The 20,862-nt window shown below is 70.2% G+C and carries 17 protein-coding genes; 7 read left to right on the top strand and 10 right to left on the bottom strand.

Features of this window, described 5'->3' with window-relative positions; all coding sequences use genetic code 11:
* Window positions 1–139: 139 nt before the first annotated feature.
* Genes VFK57_16650 through VFK57_16640 form a run of 3 tightly spaced genes read right to left on the bottom strand, consistent with a single transcriptional unit; the run spans window position 140 to window position 4,926 of the window.
* Complete coding sequence (locus VFK57_16650) at window positions 140–2,773, bottom strand: ABC transporter permease (GenBank protein HET7697346.1); 2,634 nt, start codon at window positions 2,771–2,773, stop codon at window positions 140–142.
* Window positions 2,770–3,108: a helix-turn-helix transcriptional regulator gene (locus VFK57_16645; protein HET7697345.1), complete on the bottom strand. Its 339-nt coding sequence runs from the start codon at window positions 3,106–3,108 to the stop codon at window positions 2,770–2,772. The genes VFK57_16650 and VFK57_16645 overlap by 4 nt, the downstream gene beginning before the upstream one ends.
* A 51-nt stretch (window positions 3,109–3,159) precedes the next feature.
* The gene (locus VFK57_16640) at window positions 3,160–4,926 is read right to left on the bottom strand and encodes a M28 family metallopeptidase (protein ID HET7697344.1); all 1,767 of its coding nucleotides are present in this window, start codon (window positions 4,924–4,926) and stop codon (window positions 3,160–3,162) included.
* An 11-nt stretch (window positions 4,927–4,937) separates the two neighbouring features.
* On the opposite strand from VFK57_16640, the gene VFK57_16635 reads away from it, so the two are divergent.
* Window positions 4,938–5,687 (top strand): pseudouridine synthase, encoded by a 750-nt coding sequence (locus tag VFK57_16635; GenBank protein ID HET7697343.1) that lies wholly within the window; start codon window positions 4,938–4,940, stop codon window positions 5,685–5,687.
* Here the strand turns inward: VFK57_16635 and VFK57_16630 are convergent.
* Entirely contained in the window at window positions 5,659–7,323 is a 1,665-nt protein-coding gene (locus VFK57_16630; protein HET7697342.1) for an alpha-amylase family protein, read from the bottom strand. The genes VFK57_16635 and VFK57_16630 overlap by 29 nt on opposite strands.
* Before the next feature lie 67 nt (window positions 7,324–7,390).
* On the opposite strand from VFK57_16630, the gene VFK57_16625 reads away from it, so the two are divergent.
* Genes VFK57_16625 through VFK57_16615 form a run of 3 tightly spaced genes read left to right on the top strand, consistent with a single transcriptional unit; the run spans window position 7,391 to window position 10,855 of the window.
* Window positions 7,391–7,756, top strand: a complete 366-nt coding sequence (locus tag VFK57_16625) for a PadR family transcriptional regulator (protein ID HET7697341.1) — start codon at window positions 7,391–7,393, stop codon at window positions 7,754–7,756.
* Window positions 7,753–10,425 (top strand): ABC transporter permease, encoded by a 2,673-nt coding sequence (locus VFK57_16620; protein HET7697340.1) that lies wholly within the window; start codon window positions 7,753–7,755, stop codon window positions 10,423–10,425. Before VFK57_16625 ends, VFK57_16620 begins: the two co-directional genes overlap by 4 nt.
* Window positions 10,426–10,435: 10 nt before the next feature.
* The gene (locus VFK57_16615) at window positions 10,436–10,855 is read left to right on the top strand and encodes a hypothetical protein (protein HET7697339.1); all 420 of its coding nucleotides are present in this window, start codon (window positions 10,436–10,438) and stop codon (window positions 10,853–10,855) included.
* A 2-nt stretch (window positions 10,856–10,857) separates the two neighbouring features.
* Here the strand turns inward: VFK57_16615 and VFK57_16610 are convergent, their stop codons facing one another.
* Both VFK57_16610 and VFK57_16605 read right to left on the bottom strand, forming a co-directional pair.
* Window positions 10,858–11,484 carry a CoA pyrophosphatase gene (locus VFK57_16610; protein ID HET7697338.1) on the bottom strand — a complete coding sequence of 209 codons (627 nt, stop codon included), beginning with the start codon at window positions 11,482–11,484 and terminating at the stop codon, window positions 10,858–10,860.
* Window positions 11,485–11,497: 13 nt separating this feature from the next.
* Window positions 11,498–12,571, bottom strand: coding sequence for a lytic murein transglycosylase (locus tag VFK57_16605; GenBank protein ID HET7697337.1), 1,074 nt, complete (start codon window positions 12,569–12,571; stop codon window positions 11,498–11,500).
* Window positions 12,572–12,615: 44 nt separating this feature from the next.
* Between VFK57_16605 and VFK57_16600 the strand changes: the two genes are divergently transcribed.
* Window positions 12,616–14,145 carry an IMP dehydrogenase gene (locus VFK57_16600; GenBank protein ID HET7697336.1) on the top strand — a complete coding sequence of 510 codons (1,530 nt, stop codon included), beginning with the start codon at window positions 12,616–12,618 and terminating at the stop codon, window positions 14,143–14,145.
* A 24-nt stretch (window positions 14,146–14,169) separates the two neighbouring features.
* On the opposite strand, the gene VFK57_16595 is transcribed toward VFK57_16600, so the two are convergent.
* The 4 genes from VFK57_16595 to VFK57_16580 all read right to left on the bottom strand — a co-directional run bounded on the left by VFK57_16595 (window position 14,170) and on the right by VFK57_16580 (window position 18,354).
* On the bottom strand, window positions 14,170–14,838 hold the full coding sequence (locus VFK57_16595) for an HAD-IA family hydrolase (protein ID HET7697335.1): 669 nt from the start codon (window positions 14,836–14,838) through the stop codon (window positions 14,170–14,172).
* Window positions 14,835–15,218, bottom strand: a complete 384-nt coding sequence (locus VFK57_16590; GenBank protein HET7697334.1) for a VOC family protein — start codon at window positions 15,216–15,218, stop codon at window positions 14,835–14,837. Before VFK57_16590 ends, VFK57_16595 begins: the two co-directional genes overlap by 4 nt.
* 90 nt (window positions 15,219–15,308) lie before the next feature.
* A complete protein-coding gene (locus VFK57_16585) occupies window positions 15,309–18,011 on the bottom strand; it encodes an ABC transporter permease (GenBank protein HET7697333.1) in 2,703 nt (900 codons plus the stop codon).
* A gap of 1 nt (window position 18,012) precedes the next feature.
* A complete protein-coding gene (locus VFK57_16580; protein HET7697332.1) occupies window positions 18,013–18,354 on the bottom strand; it encodes a PadR family transcriptional regulator in 342 nt (113 codons plus the stop codon).
* Window positions 18,355–18,449: 95 nt separating this feature from the next.
* Between VFK57_16580 and VFK57_16575 the strand changes: the two genes are divergently transcribed.
* Window positions 18,450–19,223: a phosphatase PAP2 family protein gene (locus VFK57_16575; protein ID HET7697331.1), complete on the top strand. Its 774-nt coding sequence runs from the start codon at window positions 18,450–18,452 to the stop codon at window positions 19,221–19,223.
* Entirely contained in the window at window positions 19,220–20,854 is a 1,635-nt protein-coding gene (locus tag VFK57_16570) for an amidohydrolase family protein (GenBank protein ID HET7697330.1), read from the top strand. The genes VFK57_16575 and VFK57_16570 overlap by 4 nt, the downstream gene beginning before the upstream one ends.
* The last annotated feature ends 8 nt before the right edge of the window (window positions 20,855–20,862 follow it).

Below are 20,862 nucleotides of genomic sequence, written 5' to 3'. Positions count from 1 at the left end.
TTCTTGCCCATGAGGTACTTAGGGGGTGTGCGCGAGTGTGCTGGGGTGTGCGGGATTGTGGCTGGCGTCACAAAACGGACCGCACAGCGACGAACTTCGTATGACTCTTTGGACAGGCTTGGAGGCTATCCGGAGGGGCTCATTCGGTGCGCAGCACGATCAGCGGATCCACCCGGGTGGCGCGCCGGGCCGGCAGATAGCAGGCGATCGCGGCGGTCACGATCAGCAGTCCGGCCGCCGCGGCGAGCGTCGCCGGATCGCCCGGCTTCACCTCGTAGAGCAGCGACGCCATTGCACGCGTCACCCAGACCGCGCCGCCGACGCCGAGCGCGACGCCGATGAGCGCGTGGCGCATCCCGTCCACGACGACCATGCGGCGCACCTCCGAGGGACGCGCGCCGAGCGCCATCCGGATCCCCATCTCGCGGGCGCGCAGGTTCACGGTGTAAGACATCACCCCGAACACACCGACCGCCGCCATGAGGACGGCGACGGCGGCGAACAGCGTCAGCAGCCGCATCGACGCGCGCGCCGGCGCCAGTGACGTGTTCACGATGTCGGTCATGGCTTGCAGCGCGGTGATCGCGAGGCGTGGATCCGCCGTGCGGACGATCTGCCGCGCGGCAGGGGCCAGCGCCGCCGGGTCGCCTGACGTCCGTACGGCAAACGTGAAGCTGCGCCACCACGGCATCAGCGTGTTCAAGCCGTACACCGCGTCGGTCAGCGGACTGCCGAGCCCGGCCAGCTTCACGTCCTTCACGATCCCGACGATCGTTGCCCGTTCGAACAGCTTGTTGTCCGGCGCGCCCATGTAGATCTCGGCGCCGATTGGATCTCCCGCGTCCGGCCCCCAGAAGCGTCTGGCGACCGACTCGCTGATGACGACCGACGGCGTTCCCGTCAGCCCGTCCGACTCGGTGAGCAGGCGGCCGCGCAGCAGCGGAATCTGCATCGCCTTGAAGTAGCCGGGCGTGATCACGCGATAAGGAACGCCGGGCGGGGTCGTGCCGGCGGGCCACGGGCGCGCGAGGATGTTGAGCCACGCCCCCGTGCCGCGGCCCGCGATCGGCGCGTTGCTGCCGGCGGCCGCGTCGATCACGCCGGGCAGCGTCTTCAGCCGTTCGACCACGGCGTTGACGAACGCGATGCGCGCCGGCGCCTGCGCGTACGACGGACCTTCCATGCGCACCTGGAACGTCAGCAGCCGGTCGGTCGAGAAACCGGGATCGACGCGCTGCATCAGCGCGAAGCTGCGGATGAGAAGTCCGGCGCCCGCGAGGAGGACCAGCGCGAGCGCGAGTTCGGCGGCGACGAGGACCGCGCGCAGCGGTCCGCGTCCGGTCGCCGTGCGCGGATCCTCCCGCAGCGCCGACGCCGGAGCCTTGCGCGCGAGCTGCACGGCCGGCGTGATGCCGAAGACGAGCCCGGTGGCGACGGAGACGACGACCGTGAAGAGGAGCACGCGCAGGTCGATTGATGCTTCGGCGATGCGCGGGATGCCGGCGGGCAGCCAGGCGACGAGCGCGTCGAGGAATACCGAGCCGATCGCGATGCCCGCGGCGCCGCCGGCGAGGCCGAGCACCAGGCTCTCCACGAGCAGCTGCCGGATCACGCGCCCGCGATCGGCGCCGATCGCCTGACGGATCGCGATCTCGCGTCCGCGGCCGGCCGCCTTGGCGAGCAGCAGGTTCGCCAGGTTCGCGCAGGCGATGAGCAGCACGCAGCCCACGCTCGCCATCAGCACCCAGAGCAGCTGCGTCACGTCGCTGACCAGCGCCTCGGAGAGCGGCGTGGCCTCGAGCACGACGCCGCCGTTGGCCTGCGGAAAGGCGGACCGCAGCCCCGCCATGATGGTGTCGAGCTCCGCGCGCGCCGCGCCCGCCGTCGCGCCCGGCGCGAGCCGCCCGAGAATGGTGAGGTAGTACTCGGTGCGCGACGCGCGCTGCGGCGGCGTCAGCAGTTCCGGGGCCCAGAAGTCCACGGTCGGGTCCGGGAACGCAAAGGCCGCCGGCATCACGCCGATCACCGTCACGGGAACTCCCCCCAGCGTCAGCGCCTGCCCGAGCGCGTCCTTGCTGCCGGCGAACAGCCGCTGCCAGAGACGATGGCTGATCACCGCCACGCGAGGCGATCCGGCGGTCTGATCGGCGCCGGTGAAGATGCGTCCGATCGCCGGTTGCACGCCGGTGACCTCGAGGACGCTGCCGCTGCTGACGATACCCTGCAGCCGTTCCGGATCGCCGCGGCCCGTCAGCGTGACGGTCGCGCCAGAGCAGCCGGCCATCGGCTGCAGCAGCCGTGACGCGCGCTGCACGTCGAAGAAGTTGCCTGGCGACAGGGACCCCAGTTGCGTGCGGTCCGACATCGACGCGTGCTGCACGACCAACAGCCGGTCCGGATCCGCTAGCGGCAGCGGACGGAGCAGGACGCCGTTGATGATGCTGAAGATCGCCGTGTTGGCGCCGATGCCGAGCGCGATCGTGAGCAGCGCCACGCCGCTGACGCCCGGCGTGCGGACCAACAGGCGCAGGCTGTAGCGGACGTCGCGCGCGAGATGGGACGGCATGAATCCGGCCGTTCGTGGGGAGCGCTCCGACCAGGCCAGGCGCGCCAGCGCGCGCCACTCGCTGAGCCAGTACCGCGCGAGCGCGACGCTGCCGGCGGCGCGCGCATCCGCCGCGAGCCGCGCCGCGGTCTCGGCCATGTCGTCCGCGTGCCGCGCGGCGACGCCGGGCAGCAGGAGACGGACGAGGAGCCGATAGACGCGGATCATGCCTTTCTCGGCAGCAGGCGCTTGTCGCGCGCCATCGCCACGGCGCGCGCCATCCGTTCGGCCTCTTCGCGCGCGGCGCGGCGCCCCTCCCGCGTGAGCCGGTAGCATCGCCGCGGCGCGCCGCCGGTCCCGGCGGGCGCTTCGACCTCCTGAATCAGCCGCGCCTCGAGCAGCCGCTTGATTGCCGCGTACAACGTGCTGGCGGTCAGGCGCACTTCTCCCTGCGTCCGTGCGGCGACGTCCTGGATGACGGCGTAGCCGTGACGGTCCGCGTCGGCGAGCGACAGCAGAATCTGGAAAACCGGAGTGGTGAGGGGAGAGGGAAGGCCTGCCATGGCGAAGTATACCGTTAGACGGTATACTTCGCCCCCGGGTTTACGCGCCGTCTATTTCTTCAGCATCGCGTCCCGCTTCGCCTTGAACTCGTTGCCCGGCTTCCACTCCGGCAGCCGATCGGCGTTGGCGACGCGGTAGCCCACCGCCATCAGGAGCTGCGCGTCTTCGGCGGCGCCGCTGAGATCCCAGTCCGGCTTCACTTCATCCGATGGCGCGTGATAGTCCTTTTCGGTGTACTCGTCGCGCTTCTTTCGCCCCCACTCCGCCGACTTGCCGATGTACTCGACGCCCGAGTCGGGGTCGAGCGCCGGCACGCCCTGCTTGGCGAAGTTGAAGTGGTCGGAGCGGTAGTAGAAGCCTTTCTCCGGCTCCGGATCCGGCGTGATCGTCCGCCCCTGTTCCTGTGCCGCCTGCCGGAGATAGTCGTCCAGATCCGAGTTGCCGAGGCCGATCACCGAGATGTCCCTGGTCCGGCCCCACTGATTGATGCCGTCGATGTTGATTGCCGCGGCGGTTCTGGCCAGCGGATACAGCGGGTTGAGCGAGTAGTACTCCGATCCGAGCAGCCCCTTCTCCTCCGCGGTCACCATCAGGAAGAGGATCGATCGCTTCGGCTGCGGCTGCGCGCTCTTCAGCGCCCTGGCGATCTCGAGCACGGTCGCTACGCCGGTGGCGTTGTCCAGCGCGCCGTTATAGATGTTGTCGCCGTCCACCGGCGCGCCGACGCCGAGATGATCCCAGTGCGAGGTGTAGACCACGTACTCGTCCTTCAGAGCGGGATCGCTGCCCTCCAGCCTGGCGACCACGTTGCGCGAGTCGATCGTGCGCAGCTTGTTCGCGACCGCCATCGACGCCTTCACGCCGAGCGGCACGGGCTTGAACCCGCGGGTGATCGCCTGCTGCTTCAGCGCGTCGAAATCCTGTCCGCCCAGCGCGAAGAGCTTCTTCGCCGCATCCAGCGTGATCCAGCCCTCGATGCTCGCCCGGCTCATGTTCTTGTCGGGAGCGATGAGGTCGAACCGCTCGTTCAGATTTCCCTGCACGACGCTGAATGGATACCCGGCGGGTTCGGTCTCGTGCACGATGAGGATTGCCGCCGCGCCCCTGCGCGCCCCCTGCTCGAACTTGTAGGTCCAGCGTCCGTAGTAGGTCATCGCCTTGCCGCCGAAGGTCTTCGGGTCGAGCGCCGAGGCGTTCGCCGGATCCGGCACCGCCGGGTCGTTCACCAGCACGACGATGGTCTTGCCCTTGACGTCGACGTCCTTGAAGTCGTTCCAGTTGTATTCCGGCGCCTCCACTCCATAACCGACGAAGATCACGTCGGAGTCGGCGACCGAGGCGGCAGGCGCGACATGTCTCGACCACGCGACCACATCGTCCTTCCATCTGAGCGTTGTCGTCTTGGCGCCCTTGACCAGGGTGAGCGGCTTCGTTTCGCTGCCGGTGATGCCGACGAGGGGCACTTTCTGGATGTACGTGCCGTCCGGGTTGCCCGGCGCGAGACCGAGCTGCTGGAACCGCATCTGCAGGTAGGCGACGGTGAGCTCTTCGCCGACGGTGCCGGGCGCGCGTCCCTGGAACTTGTCCGCCGAGAGGCGCGTGGTGGTTTCCAGCACGGCGGCCGGATCGATCCGGGGCAGCGACGACAGCGGCACGGATGGCGGCGGAAGCGTATTCGGCGCGGCGGCGGACTGGGTCTGCGGGGCGGCCGGTGGGGCGCCCGCCTGCGGGGCGGCCGGTGCGGGCTCGCGGCTGCATCCCGCCGCGAACACCGAGGAGAGCACGACGGTCAGCGTGACGCGGGAGAGAATGGACATCGCCTGATTGTATGGCAGCCTCGCGCTACAAACCCGGGCGCGTCGCGCTGGAGCGCGCGCTGTCGAAGCTCCGCCTGGCGTCGCGGCGGGACGCGCGGCTGCTGGTCCGCGGCGGCCGGGTGCAGGTGAACGGACGCACCGTGACGGATCCGCTCGCCGCGGTGTCCCCGGAGCGGGACGCGATCGAGGTCGATCGGCGTCGCGTCGTCGCACCGGCCTGGCGGACGATTGCGCTGCACAAGCCGCGGGGGTACGTCACGACGCGGCGCGATCCGGAGGGGCGTCCCACGGTGTTCGACCTGCTCGGGGCCGACGCGGCGGGTCTCGCGGCCGTCGGCCGCCTCGATCTCGCGTCCAGCGGTCTGCTGCTGCTCACGACCGATACGCAGCTCGCCGAGCGGCTCACGAATCCGGCGAGCGGGCTGGTGCGGCGCTACGTGGTCACCGTCCGGGGGGAGCTGGGGGACGAGCACTGTGCCGCGATGGTCCGCGGCCGCGGCGGCTTGAAGGCGGCGTCCGCCCGGGTCATCAAGCGCTCGCGGCGCGAGACCCACCTGATCGTCGAACTCACCGAGGGCAAGAACCGTGAAATACGACGGCTAATCGAGCATATGTACTCAGAATTTCAGTGCGAAAAACGGGGACAGTCCCCTTTTTCCGTCAGCCGGCTGCTGCGCGTGGCGTACGGGCCGATCGAGCTGGGGACCCTGCAGCCGGGACGCTGGCGCGAGGTCACGTCCGGCGAGGTTGCCCGGCTGTGAGCGGACGCTCGCTGTCGCCCATGCGCAGCCAGCGGTAGCCGTACGGCTCCAGATCGATCGTGTGGCGGCCGCGCCCGTCCGGTTCGCTGCGCTCCTGCGACAGCATGTTGATCAGCGGGCAGGCCGGCAGGCCGTCGGGCCGCACCCGCACCGTCGTCGGCGTGTCGCTGAAGTTGTGCAGCACCAGCGTGCAGCGGTGGTCCCACTCGTACTGCATGCCGAGGACGTGATCGGGCAGCCGCGGGATCAGCTTCCAGTTGCCCCAGCCGATCTCCGCGCATTCCTTGCGCGTGCGGATGACGCGCTCGGTCCAGTTCAGCAGCGAGTTCGGATCGCGGCGCTGGTCGGCGACGTTGACCTGCGTGTAGCCGAAGACCGGATCGTCGATGACCGGACGGATCGGCCGTCGCCCGGTGGTGAAGCCGCCGTGCCGCTGCGCCGACCACTGCATCGGCGTGCGCACCGAGTAGCGCTCCGGCAGGCTCAGATCGTCCCCCATGCCGATCTCGTCCCCGTAGCGGATCACCGGCGTCCCGGGCAGCGTGAAGAGCAGGCTGTTCGCCAGCTCGATGCGCCGCCGATCGTTGTTCAGCATCGGCGCCAGCCGCCGGCGGATGCCGCGGTCGTACAACAACATGTGCGGCTCGGGCGCGAACGCGGCGAAGCACGCCTCGCGCTGGCGCGCCGTGAGCCGGCCGAGATCGAGCTCGTCGTGGGCGCGCAGGAACACCCCCCACTGCGACGCGTGCGGACGCCGGTAGGTGTCGAGGAGCGCCTTGCGCAGCGGCCGCGCATCGCCGCAGGCCAGCGTATAGAAGATGCGCTGGTTGACCCAGAAGTTCAGCATCATCTGCAGCCGATCGCCGGCGTCGCCGAAGTACTGCATGCTCTGGTTCGGCGGCACGTTCGCTTCGGCGAGCATGATCGCGTCGCGCCGCCGCCACTGCAGGAAGTCGCGCATCTCGTGCAGCAGCTCGTAGTCGCGCGACGGACGCACGTGCGCCCCCTTGCGCTCGATGAGGAACGGCACCGCATCCATGCGGAACCCCGACACGCCGAGCTGCAGCCAGAATCCCATGATCCGCATGATCTCGTCCTTGACCGGCGGATGATGCGTGTTCAGGTCGGCCTGGAATTCGTAGAACCGGTGGAAGTAGTACTCGCGCGCCACCCGATCGCGCGTCCACGTCGCCTTCTGGACGCCGGGGAACACCATGCCCTTGTTCCAGTTGGGCGGCCGCCGCTTCGACCAGACGTAGTACTGCCGGTAGGGGGACGCCGGGTCGCGGCGCGCCGCCTTGAACCAGGGATGCTCGACGGAGGTGTGATTGACGACGAGATCGACGATCACCCGCAGCCCGAGCTGCCGCGCCCGGTTCATGAACTCGACGACGTCGCCGAACGTGCCGGTACGCGGATGGACGCCGTAGTAGTCCGACACATCGTAGCCGTCGTCGCGATTCGGCGAGCCGTAGAACGGCATCAGCCAGATGCACGTCACGCCCAGCCCGGCGAGATAGGCCAGCTTGTCGGTGAGGCCGACGAAGTCGCCGATGCCGTCGCCGTTCGAGTCGATGAACGTCTCGACGTTCAGGCAATAGACGATCGCGTTCTTGTACCAGAGGTCGTGTATCACGAGCGCCGAAACAGCAAGCCGGTTGCCACGTGGCCCGCGCCTCGACACATATCATCATAGGTATATGATGGCAGGCATGTCCGACCGCAGCACGACCGTCGATCTCCTGCAGGGGACGCTCGCCACGCTGATCCTCAAATCACTGAGCTGGGGGCCTTTGCACGGCTACGGCATCGCCCGCTGGATCGAGCAGGTGACCGAGGATGAGCTTCTCGTCGAAGAGGGCTCGCTGTACCCGGCGCTGCACCGGCTGCAGGCGCGCGAGCTGGTGTCGTCCCAGTGGACGACGTCGGATACCAACCGGCGTGTCCGGTTGTACACCCTGACCGAGCGCGGACGGCAGCAGCTCCGCGCCGAGCTGTCGCGCTGGGATCGCTTTTCCGTCGCGGTGACGCGGGCGCTGCAGGCGCGGCGTCCGTCCAAGGCGGTATGAGCACCTCCGGGCGCCCCGAGCGCGGCATCTGGCGCGACACCGGCGCCGACGCAGACGACGAGATCGCGTGTCACCTCGAGATGCACGAGCGCGATCTGATCGCCCGCGGACTTCCGCCGGATGCCGCCCGCGCGGAAGCGCGGCGCCGCTTCGGCAGCGTCGAGTCCATTACGCGGCAGGTCCGGTCGATCGACGACCAGGCGGCGCGGCAACAGAGGCGGACCGGCATGTGGACGGATTTCCGGCAGGACGCGGCCTACGCGCTGCGCGGGTTGCGGCGCGCGCCAGGCTTCACCGCGGTCGCCGTGCTGACGCTCGCGCTCGGCATCGGTGCCAACACGGCGATCTTCAGCGTGCTGAACATCGCGCTGCTTCGGCCGCTGCCCTACGCCGACGGCGATCGCCTCGTGTTCGTCTGGAACCAGCATCAGGGGAACACGGACAACCTCGGACCGGGCCGCATGCTCGACCTGCGGCGCCAGACGACGAGCTTCAGCGGCTTCGCCGGCATCAGCCACCTCAGTTACACGCTCACCGGCTGGGGAGATCCGGAGCGGATCGCGGCGTCGAGCGTATCGTCCAGTTTCTTCGACGTCCTCGGGGCGCGGCCGCTGCTCGGGGAGCCGTTTCACGCCGGCGCCGCCGATCCGGCGGCGGCCGTGCTGTCGCACGCGCTCTGGAAGCGGCGGTTCGGCGGGGACCGGGCGATCGTGGGGCGGACGATCGTGCTGAACGGCCGCCCTCGCGTGGTCGTCGCGGTGATGCGCCCCGATTTCTTCTGGCCGTCGATCACCGCGCGCGCGGGAGCGTCGCCCGGTCCGGAGCTGTGGGTGCCGGCCGGCGCGGGGGACATTCCGCGCAATGCCGTCGACGAAGATCGCGACATGACGGCGAGCCGCAACGCAGGCTATCTCCGCGCCGTGGCGCGGCTGAAGCCGGGGGTGACGCCGGCGCAGGCGAACGCTGAACTGGCGGCGGTCGGGGCGCGGATCTCGAGCGAGCATCCCGAGGACGGCGGCCGCACCGCGAAGCTGCGCACCATCCGCGAACAGTTCTTCGGTCCGGTCGAGCGCCCGCTCTTCGTGCTCGCGGGCGTGGTCACCCTGGTGCTGGCGATCGCGTGCGCCAACGTCGCCGGCCTGCTGCTCGGGCGCGGCGCGGCACGCCGCCGCGATCTCGCGCTGCGCCGCGCGCTGGGCGCGACTCGCGGACGCCTGGCCAGGCAGCTGCTCACCGAGGCGACGGTGCTCTCGTTCGCCGGCGCCGCCGCCGGTCTGGTGCTCGCGTGGTGGGCATCCGCGGCGCTCGCCGCGGCCGCTCCCGCGGACTTCATCGGCGATCAGCCGCTGCCGCTCGACGCGCGCGTGCTGGTGTTCGCGCTCGGCACTTCGATCGTCTGCGGCCTGGCGTTCGGGGCCGTTCCGGCACTGCAATTGTCGCGCGACGCGCTGTCGGGCGCGCTCAGCGAAGGCAGCGCGCGGGCATCCGGCACGCGCCGCGCCGGACGCGCGCGCGACGTGCTCGTCGCCGCCGAGATCGCGCTCGCCGTCGTCCTGCTCGTCGGCTCCGTCCTGTTCGTGCGCAGCTTCCTGCATTTGACCCGGGTGGACGTCGGGCTCGACACCCGCAACCTGCTCACATTCGACGTCACCCTCACCGGCGACCGCGCTGAGTACCAGGCCAGGCAGGTGCAGTTCTACGAGGCACTGCAGGCGCGGCTGACACGCGTGCCCGGCGTGCGCGCGGTCGGCGCCGCGGTGACGCTGCCGATCGGCGGCGACGACTTCGGCACCTCCTATCTGCCTGAGGGAGTGCCGGCGCCGGCTGCGGGCAGCGAGCCGCGCGCCGGGTACCAGGTCGTGACGCCGGGCTACTTCGCGGCGATGGGGATCCCGCTGAAGGCCGGACGGGATGTGCGCGCCACCGATACCCGGCAGGCCGAGCCCGTCGTGGTCATCAACGAGCAGCTCGCGCGCGCCGCCTGGCCCGGACAGGATCCGGTCGGCCGGCGCCTGCGGTTCTCGTCCGACACCGAGTGGGCGCGGGTCGTCGGCGTGGTGGGAGACATCCGGCACCTGGGTCCGTCCACGGAACCGCGTCCCGAGGTCTATCAGCCCGGCTCGCAGCGTTCTTTCCCGTTCATGGCGTTCGTGGTGCGGACGGAGACGGATCCGATGGCGATCGCGCCGTCGATCCGGCGCGCCGTCGCCGAGCTCGATCCGGCGCTGCCGCTCGGCGGATTGCGCACGATGGATCAGCACCTGCAGCGCTCGCTTTCGAAGCCGCGGTTCCTGTCGACGCTGGTCACCGGCTTCGGCGCGCTGGCGGTCGCCCTGGCGCTGATCGGGATCTACGCGATGATGGCGTGGTCGGTGAGCGAGCGGCGCCAGGAGTTCGCGATTCGCCTGGCCCTGGGCGCGCGTGGAACCGCGGTGATGGCGCTGGTGCTCCGGCAAGCGCTCGTGCTCGCCGCCATCGGCATTGCCGTCGGTCTGGTTGCGGCACGGGCCGCTGCCGCCGTCATCGGCGGAATGCTCTACGGCATTCAGCCGACCGATCCGTCCGCGTTCATGCTGACGGCCGCGGCCGTGGCCGCCGTCGCGCTGGCCGCGTGCTACGTTCCGGCGCGGCGCGCGCTGCGCGTGGATCCCGTCGGCCTGCTGCGATAGGCTCTCCGGTGTGCTGCGTGCGTTGTCGGCGCTGAGCCTCGCCGCGATGGTGGCCGGCGTGATCGGGCTCGCCGTCTACGACGCACTGATTGCGTCGCGCTGGCCGCTGCGCCTGCTGCAGGCGGCGCTGATGGCGGTGATGATCGCGGCCTTCTTCTGGTTTCGCCGCCGCGCCGGGTCCGATCCCGCAGGTCCCGTCACCACGGGGCCGTACGCCTATCTGCGTCATCCCATCTACGCCGCGCTGATCCATTTCATCTGGCTCGGCGCAATGGATCACTTCTCGTGGCCGGTGCTGGGATGGGCGGAGACGGTGACGGCCGGGGCCTTCACCCGGATGCACATCGAAGACCGCCTGCTGCTCCAGGCCTATCCCGAGTACCGCGCCTACAAGAAGCGGGTGAAGAAGCTGATCCCGTTCGTCTATTGAGTTCAGAGCAGGCAGATGAATTCGCCGAGGATCATCGCCGTCGCGCCCCACACCTGATGCCCCATCAGATCGAAGTAGGGATACTCGATCGCGACCCCTTCGCGCGTGCGGGTTCCCTGGCGGATGCGCGACGCGTCCTTGAGATCGTCCACCGAGACTTCGACGATCGCTTGCACCTCGTGCGCCGCGGGCCGGAACGACGGGCGCGCGTGCGAGAGGCCGACGACGGGGTGCAGGGTGAAGCCGCTGACGAGCACGTGCACCGGCGTCAGTTCGCCGAGAATGCGGACCGCCGCCGGGTCGATGCCGATCTCTTCGTGCGCTTCGCGCAGCGCGGCCTGCGTGAGGGTTTCGCCCGGATCGGTCGCGCCGCCCGGAAGGCTGACCTGTCCGGCGTGGCGGCGCAGCCCGCTCGCGCGAACGGTCAGCGCGATGGACGCGCCCCGCTCGCCGGGGTAGAGCAGCAGCAGACCTGCGGCAATCCGCGCGTCGGAGGGAAACTCCCCCGGCTTCCAGCCGGTGCGCGGCGGCGTCGGCATGAAGCGGCGCTGGGCCTCGAGCCCGGGGAGGGTGCCGGCGAGCCGCTCGCGCAGCCGCGTCTCGAGCTCGATCAGCGGCGTCACGGTCATCGTCTCGCGTCCTTCACCGGCGCGGGACGCGCTTCGGGGCCGCTTTTACCGATCTGGCGGGCCCGGGCGCGGTTGCGCGGCCCGGCGCGGCGGCGCGATCGCCCAGCAGCCCGACGCTGAGGCCGTAGGCGTTGACGCAGTTGTATTCGAGCAGCGCCTGGTAATTCGGATACACGAGGAAGTGGCGCTTGTCGCCCATCACCAGCGAGGCGTCGACGCCGGCGGACGGCAGCGCGCGTCCCGCCGCCGTACGCACGCCCAGCTTGCTCCACTCTGCCAGCGGCAGCGGCGTGGTCATCTGCCGGCGCGCGAGGCAGCCGGACGTCTGCATCGGCGCCACTTCCGGCAGACGCGTGATCAGCGAATCGGGGATGGTGACTTCGCGGCCCCACGTCTGACCCTTCTCCCATCCGTGCGCGCCGAGGTAGTTGGCGATCGACCCGAACACGTCCGGCGTCGATTTCCAGATGTCGCGGCGGCCGTCGCCGTCGAAGTCGACGGCATAGAGCAGGAAGCTCGACGGCATGAACTGCGGCTGGCCGAGCGCCCCCGCCCACGAGCCTTTGAGCGCTTCCGGCTCGACGTCGCCGCTGTCGAGAATGGTGAGCGCGTCGAACAGCTCCTTGCGGAAGAGCGCCGAGCGCCGCGGGTCGTAGGCGAGCGTGGCCAGCGTCGCGATGGTCGGACGCACGCCGCTGAAGCGGCCGAAGTTCGACTCGAGCCCCCAGACCGCGACCAGAATGCCGGGCGGGACGCCGTACTTCTCCGATGCCTTCTGCAGGACGGCGCCATGCGTGCGATGCATCGCTTGCGCGGTCCGCACCACTTTGGGGGTGACCCGCTGCTTCAGATACTGGTCGAGCGTCTGCACGATCTCCGCCTGCGTGCGATCGCGCTGAATGACAGTGGCGACCGGCTCGAGCCCGGTCAACGCCGCGTCGACGGTCGCCTCGCGGATGCCGCGGGCGATCGCCTCGGCGCGGACGCCGGCCAGCCATTCCGCGAACGGCGGCTGAGGCAGCGGCGGAACCGGCGGAAGCTGGTACAGCAGGAGGATCAGACCGACCGCGCCGACATACGCTTGCACGCCGTCTATTATGCCGCCCCGGCGCCGGAGTAGGATCGTCCGGTATGTCGAACGAGGCGTTTCCGTCGATTGACGCCGGCCGGGCGCGCGCCGTCGCCGCGCTCGTGCACGGCTGCACGTTCGACGACTTCCTGCTGACACCGCAGTTGAGCGTGATTGCGCGGCGCGATCCGGCGGCGATCGATCTGTCGTGCCGGGTGTCGCAGCACCTCACGCTGCGGCGGCCGATCGTCTCCGCCAACATGGACACGGTGACGCGCGCGCCGATGGCGATCGTCCAGGCCGAAGAGGGGGGCATCGGCATCATCGATCGCGGCTTCCGGCCCGGCGACATCCAGCCGCAGGTGCGCGAGGTGGAGATCGTCAAGCGGACCCAGCACGGCGTCATCGGCGATCCGTACAGCATCTCGCCGTCCGCCTCCGTCACGGAGGCGGCGCGGGTCATGTCCCGCTCGCGCGTCGGAACGCTCGTCGTCGTCGACGGCGAGCGCAAGCTGAAGGGGCTGCTGACGGAACGCGATCTGCGGTTCGTCCATGGCGCCGACCTGCGCGTCGCCGATCGGATGACGCCGATCGAGCGCCTGGTGGTGCACCAGGGGCCGATCGCGCCGCACGACGCCGAGCGCGTGATGGTCGAGCGCAAGGTCAAGAAGCTGCCGCTCGTCGCAGCCGATGGCACGCTGCTCGGCCTCGTCACGGCGCGCGATCTGACCAAGCAGCGCCGGCTTCCGTTCGCCACGCGCGACAGCCAGGGGCGGCTGCGGGTCGGCGCGGCGATTGGCGCCACCGGCGACTATCTGGAGCGCGCCGCCGAGTTGATCAAGGCGGGCGTCGACGTGCTGGTCATCGACATCGCCCACGGCCACTCGCGCGTGATGGACCGGGCGATGACCGCGGTGCGCAAGCGGTTCGGCGGCGTCGAGCTGATCGCCGGCAACGTCGCGACCGCCGAAGGGACGCGCTTCCTGATCGAGCGCGGCGCCAACGCGGTGAAGGTCGGCATCGGTCCCGGCGGCGGCTGCACGACGCGCATGACGACCAGCTTCGGCGTGCCGCAGGCGCAGGCGCTGGTCGACTGCCGGATCGCCTCGCTCGAGGCGGACGTGCCGCTCATCGCCGACGGCGGCATCAAACGGCACGGGGGGCTGGCACTGGCGCTGATGTTCGGCGGCGACTGCGTGATGCTCGGCAGCGCGTTCGCCGGCACGGAAGAAACCCCCGGTGAGATCGTCCACAAGGCGGTGGTCCTGCCCGAATCACAGAAGACCGTGAAGGTGCCATTCAAGGTGCTGCGCGGAATGGCATCGATCGAAGCCATCCGCGATCGGCTCGACGTCGAGGATGCCGATCAGGTGGAGCTGGAAGCGATCGGCGCCGAAGGCATGGAGATCAGCGTGCCGGCGCGCGGCTCGGCGCGGACCGTGGTGCGCGAGATGTTCAAACACCTGTGCTCGTCGATCAGCTACGGCGGCGCGGCGAGCCTGCGCGAGCTGCGGGAGAAGTTCTGGGCCGACCCCGACGCGTACCTGATCAAACTCTCCGCGTCGTCGCGCCGCGAATCGTACGATCGCTGATGTGACGCGCCGCCGGGGCGATGGTCAGGCAGCGCCGCCCCGGAACCGGGAGAGCAGCATCGTCTCGAGATGCGCCGGACTGTCGGCCAGCTGCTCGTCCCCCGACAGCTCCGCAGCCGCGAGCGGAAAGCCGAACCCGTACTTCACGAGACAGACGCGAACGCCGGCGGCGCGCGCGGTCCGCAGGTCGATTGCCGAGTCGCCGACGAGGACCGTCGCGCCCCGCGACGCGCCCGCCGCCGTCATGAGGTGCCGCAGTCCGGCGGGCTCCGGCTTCCGCCCGAACGCCGTGTCGCCGCCGACCACGTGCGCGAAGTACGCCAGCACGTTCAGTCCGCGCAGGATCGTTTCCGTGGGCCGCTGCGGTTTGTTGGTGAGCACCGCGAGAGTGAACTGCCGCGCCAGTGCGTCCAGCGCTTCCAGCGTGCCCGGATACAGCCGTGTGTGCGCCAGCAGCCGCTCGTCGTACAGCTGCAGAAACCGGGGAAGCGCCGTCTCGAGTTCCGGCTCGAGCCCGGCTGCGGTCAGGGCGCGGCGTACGAGCAATGCCGCCCCCTCGCCAACCATCCCCGTAATCGTCTCGACGGCCAGCGGCGCGCCGCCGCGTTCCACGATCAGCGCATTGGCGGCGTCCGCGAGGTCCTGGCGCGAGTCGATCAGCGTGCCATCGAGATCGAAGACGACGAGGCTCACGCCGCGTCGGGGGGCTGGTAGAGCGCGCAGAACGCGCCGGCGGGATCCTTGATGACGCAGTAGCGCCCGCCGCCGTAGCTGCGCGGCGTGCCGATCAGCGAGCCGCCGAGGCGCTGGCACTCGGCAATGCTGTGATCGAGATCCTCGACGGTGATGTAGATGAGCCACACCGGCGGCAGCTCGGCGTTCACGCCGCGGGCGTGGCAGATGCCCGCGACGCCGCTGCCCTCGGCATTCATCACGAAGTCGGCGTAGCCGCCCATGCTGACCGTCTCCGGCTCCCAGCCGACGACGGCGGCGTAGAAGTCGCGGACCGATTCGGCGTCAGCGACCGTCAGATCCTGCCAGGATATGGTGCCGGGGCCCGGCGTCACGCTCATTCCGCCGCATTTTAGTCGATTTCTTCGGGGAGGCTTCGCCCCTCGGACCGCCCTGCAGCGTACTCGCCCGCGCCGCTGAGAAGACCAGCTTCAGTCGATTCGCAGCGCCGTCACCGGATCGACCCGGCTGGCGCGCACCGCGGGAACCGCGCACGCGACGGCCGCCACTGCGCACAGGACGATCGCCGCCGCGACGAACGACACCGCATCGTGCGGCGCGGTCTCGAACAGCAGCGACCGCAGCAGGCGCGCCGCCGCGAACGCCGCGGGCAGGCCGATGGCGAGGCCGGCCGCGACCAGCACCATCCCCTCGCGCACGATCATCCCCGTGACCCGGCGCGGCTGCGCGCCGAGCGCGAGACGGATGCCGATCTCCTGCCGCCGCTGGGCGACCGAGATCGCCAGGACGCCGGCGATGCCGACCGCCGCCAGCAGCAGCGCGGCGCCCGCGAAGCCGCCGAGCACCGCCGCGTTGAATCGCTGCGCCGACGCCGACGCGCCCACGATCTCGTCCAGCGTCTGCACGCCCGTCACCGGCAGCGCCGGATCGAGTTGCCGCACCTCGCCGCGAATTGCCGGCACCATCGAGAGCGGCGGCACGTTGGTCCGTACCATGAGGTTCAGCGTGCGGAACAGGCCGGTCGGGTTGTTGGCCACGACCGCATCCGGCAGCTGCGCCCACGGCTGCCAGGTCTGCGGTTCAGTCTCGCGGGCAAGTCCGGCCTGCTTGACATCCCCGATCACCCCGACGATGCGCATCCAGGGACCGTGATTCTTGACGCCGCCCCACGCCAGCCGGCGGTTCACCGGATCCTCGCCAGGGAAGTACTTCCGCGCCAGCGTCTCGTTGATCACCACGACCGGCTCGGAGGTTTGCGTGTCGGCTGGTCCGAGCGCGCGGCCGCGCATCACGCGCGCGCCGAGCGCCTCGAAATACTGCCCCGTCACCCAGTCGTTTGCCACACCACCGCTGGCCGGAACCGCGGGCGCCGGGTTTTCAACCGTGAACACCCGCCGCTCGCGCACGCTCAACGGCAGTTCCGTGGACGCCCCGACCGCGCTGACACCCGGCAGGGCGGCGACGCGCTCGAAGAGCCTCGCGTAGAACGTGCGAACGCCGGCCGCGTCGGGATAGCTGCGCTGCGGCAGGCTGGTGGAGACCGACACAACCCGATCGGTCGGGAACCCCGGGTCGGTGGCGACGAGCCGGGCGAAGCTGCGGATCAGAAGAGCGCCGGAAGCCAGCAGCACCACGGCGCAGGCGAACTGCGCCGCCACCAGCACCGAGAAGATGCGACGCTGACGGAGGCCGCCGGTGGCGCTGCGGCCGCTTTCCTTGAGCGCGCGGGACGACTGGTGCCGTGAGGACTCGAATGCGGGCAGCAGCCCGCACACGAGCGCGGCGCAGATCGACGCCGCCGCGGTGAAGGCGAGGACGCGGCCGTCGAGCGCGATTTCAGCGGCGCGCGGCAGCCCGCCGCTGACCGGCCCGAGCAGCGCGCGTTTGACCAGCCACGCCACACCCAGGCCCGCCGCGCCGCCGGCCGCGGCGAGCACCCCGGTCTCGATCAGGACGAGCCGCATCACCCGTCCGCGTCCGGCGCCGAGCGCCGTCCGGATCGCCATTTCCCGCGTCCGCGCCGCCGCCCGCGTCAACATCAGGCACGCGATGTCGGCGCATGCAATCAGCAGAAGGACGCCTACGGCGGCGAGCAGGACGATCAGCAGCCGCCGCACGTTGCCGACCACCTCCTCGCGCATCGGCGTCGCCGTGGCGCCGACGTTCAACCCCATCTCGCGCAGCTCCGCCGGATAGACCTGCGCGACGATCTGCGCCGCGATCGTGCCGGCTTCGGCGTTGGCCTGCGGCACCGTCACGCCGGGCGCCAGCCTCGCCACGACCGAGTTGTTGAACATGGCGCCGAACGCGCGCAGCTGCGCGTCGCTGAACGAGATCGGCACGAAGATCTCCGCCGGCACGTTGTTCAGCCGCGGCCCGCGGTTCGGGAACGAGAACTGGGGCGGCATGACACCGACGATCGTGTAGGCCCGGCGATCCAGTGACACGGAGCGCCCCAGCACCGCGGCATCCCCGCCGAACGTGCGACGCCACAGCCCGTCCGAGAGAATCGCCACCGGCTGACGTCCGGTGTCTTCGGCCGCGGTGAACGTGCGGCCGAGCGCCGGCGCGACCCCGAGCACGTCCATCAGCGATGCCGAGATGCGCGCCGCCGCGATCCGCTCCGGCTGGTCGATCCCCGAGAGTTCGAACTCCACGCTGCGGAACGCGGCCAGCGAGGTGTAGCTGCGCGCGCGTTCCCGGAACGCCGCCAGGTCCGGCGCGGAGAAGCCGAACGGCTCGGTCGCTCCCGGGATCCGCTCGTAGAGCAGCACGAGGCGATCCGGCTCGGTGTAGGGCAGCGGCCGCAGCAGCACGCCGTTGACGACGCTGAAGATGGCGGTGTTGGCGCCGATCGCGAGCGCCAGCGTGGCGACGACCAGCGCGCTGAAGAGCGGCGCGCGGCGGAGCAGCCGGAGCGAGTGACGGAGGTCGTAGAGCATGGTGCGCATGGCAGGATCTCCGGTGGATGCGCGATCGCCGCGGATGAGCAGGCCGGCCGAGGCGGCGTCGATCAGCAGACGAACGGCGATCAGCGGCGCCCGCCTTCCGGCGGCGCGCTCGCGGCGGACGCAGGCGCGCATCGCCTCGGCCAGCTCGTCGCCGTAGCGCTCGCGGCAGGCGCGCGGATACAGACGAAGCAGCGCCGCGATCCAGAACGGCCGGCGCGTCATCTCAGGCCTTGAGCAGCTTCTTGCGGCGGGCGGCCTCGACGAACCCGGCGAGACGCTCGGCCTCGGCGGCACAGGCGCGGCGCCCCGCCGCGGTCAGCCGGTAGAAGCGCGGCCGCCCCCCGGCGGTCTCGGCGCCGGCGGGCGCCTCGACTTCGACGAGCAGCCCGTCCTCGACCAGCTTGCCGAGGTTCCGGTACAGCATCCCGGGCCACAGTTTCATCGCCCCGCCGGTGCGCTCGAGCACGTCGGTCATGATGCCGAGGCCGTGCCGGTCCTGGTCGGCGACCGCGAGCAGGATCTGAAACCAGTGCGGAGGCAGCGGAACGGGTGCGCCGGGGCTCACGCGTATATCTCTACAGGTTTATACCTGTGAAGTCAAACTACCGTGAGCCGGACGGCGGGCATCCTGCGCAATGTGCGATAGAAGTTGGCAGGAACGTGACCATCTGGCAGCTCGCGTCGGCGGCGTTCTTCGGGTACGTCGCGCTCGCCGCCGTCCTGCCGCGCGGCCTCGAGCGGAGGCGCCGGCTCGACGCGCTGGCCGGTGCCGCCACAGGCGCCGGGATCGTCTGGGTGTCGGCGGCCCTGCCCCGCGACAGCGTCTTCAACCAGTGGCTCCTGCCTCCGGCGCTGCTGCTGCTCGGCTATTGGGCGAGCGGCCAGCTGTTCGTCGCGCCGATGCCGCGGCTCGAACAGGCGCTGGCCGCGTTCGATCGCCGGCTCGCAATCCAGCCGCTCGCGTCGCGCTGCCCGCGCGCCGTCGCCGAGCTGCTCGAATTCGCGTACGCCGCGGTCTATCCTCTCGTTCCCGTCGCCCTGGTCGTCGCGCTCGGCAGCGGCGTCACCGCCGAGCGCTTCTGGGCGACGATCCTCATCACCGACTACATCTGCTTCGGCATGCTGCCATGGCTCCAGACACGCCCGCCGCGGTCGCTGGGCTTCGCGGTGCCCTGGCGATCGACCTGGCGTCCGGTGAACGAGCGGCTGCTCGAGGCGGGCAGCGTGCGGGTGAACACGTTTCCGAGCGGCCACGCCGCGGAGGGGCTCGCGCTGGCGCTGCTCGTCCTCGACGCGCCGGCGCCGCTGGTGGTCTGGATGTTCGTCAATGCCGCCGCGATCTCTGCGGGAGCGGTGCTGGGGAGGTATCATTACGCCGCCGACGCGCTCGCCGGCTGGCTGGTGGCACTGCTTGTCTGGGGGATGACACGATGAAGAAGCTCGCGCTCGTCGCCGCAGTTCTGTTCTGCGTTCCCGTCGCCGCGCAACAGCGGGCCGCGACGCCCGCCCGTCAGGCCCAGGACGATTCGATCCGTCCCGCGTCGAGCCGCGGCGCGGAGGGCAAGGGGCCGTTCAAGACGCTGGTGATCCGCGGCGCGATGCTGATCGACGGAAGCGGCGCTCCCGCCCGCGGTCCGGTCGACATCGTCGTCGAGGGGAACCGGATCAGCGCGGTGCGCAGCGCGGGCAACCCCGGCCTGCCGCTGCGCGCCAACCGCGCGCCGCAGAATCCCGAGCACGAGATCGACGGTACCGGCATGTATGTGATGCCCGGCTTCGTCGACATGCACGTGCATGCTGGAGGCGCGCCGAAGAACGTCGAGGCGGAGTACGCCTACAAGCTGTGGCTGGCGCACGGCGTCACGACCGTGCGCGGAGTGCCGCTGGCCGCGAACGCCTTCACGGTCGCCGAGAAGGCGCGCAGCGCAAGGAACGAGATCGCTGCGCCGCGCATCTTCAACTATCAGCGGCCCGGCGCGGGCTGGGATCGCGGACCGGTCGACAGCCCGGAAAAGGCGCGCGAATGGGTGCGCTGGGCCAAGGCCAACGGCATCGACGGCCTGAAGCTCGGCGCCCAGCAGCCCGACATCATGGCGGCGCTGCTCGACGAAGCGAAGAAGAACCAGATGGGCTCAACCGCGCATCTCGATCAGGGGGGCGTCGCGCAGATGAACGCGATCAAGGCGGCGCGCCTCGGCCTCGGGACGGTGACCCACTTCTACGGCCACTTCGAATCGCTGCTGAAGGACTACGTCGTCCAGCCGTACCCGGTCGAACACAACATGAACGACGAGTACATGCGCTTCGGACAGGTCGCGCGGCTGTGGGACAAGATCCACGAACCCGGCGGACCCGAGTGGAAGGCCTATCTGGCCGAGCACCTCCGGCTGGGCACGACCTTCGATCCGACGCTGACGATCTACTCCGCCGGCCGCGACGTGATGCGTTTCCGCGCCGCCGAGTGGCACGACAGGTACACCCTGCCCACGCTGATGGACTTCTACGCCCCGAGCCGCGAAGCGCACGGTTCGTACTGGTTCGACTGGACCACCGAAGACGAAGTCGCCTGGCGCAACTTCTATCAGGTCTGGTTCCGCCTGATGAACGACTACAAGAAGATGGGCGGCCGCGTCACCACCGGGTCCGACTCCGGGTTCATTTACCAGACCTACGGCTTCGGTTACGTCAACGAGCTCGAGATGCTGCAGGAAGCCGGCTTCCATCCGCTCGAGGTCATCCAGTCGGCGACGATGAACGGCGCCCTGACGCTGCACGAACCGCAAGCCAAGCCGCTCGAGTTCGGCGTCGTGCGCGCCGGAATGCTCGCCGACATGGTGATCGTCGATCAGAACCCGCTGCAGAACTTCAAGGTCCTCTACGGCACCGGCGCCGTGCGGCTGAACGACAGGACGGGAAAGGCGGAGCACGTCGGCGGCGTGAAGTACACGATCAAGGACGGCGTGGTCTACGACGCGAAGCAGCTCCTCGCGCAGGTGGCCGCGATGGTCGAGAAGCAGAAGAAGGAACGCGGCAAGACGACGACGCCGGCCGCGGCCCTGCGGTAGCGCTGCTC

The organism is Vicinamibacterales bacterium, from assembly GCA_035699745.1.
Taxonomy (GTDB): domain Bacteria; phylum Acidobacteriota; class Vicinamibacteria; order Vicinamibacterales; family 2-12-FULL-66-21; genus JAICSD01.
This window is presented reverse-complemented; position numbering and strand designations above follow the sequence as displayed.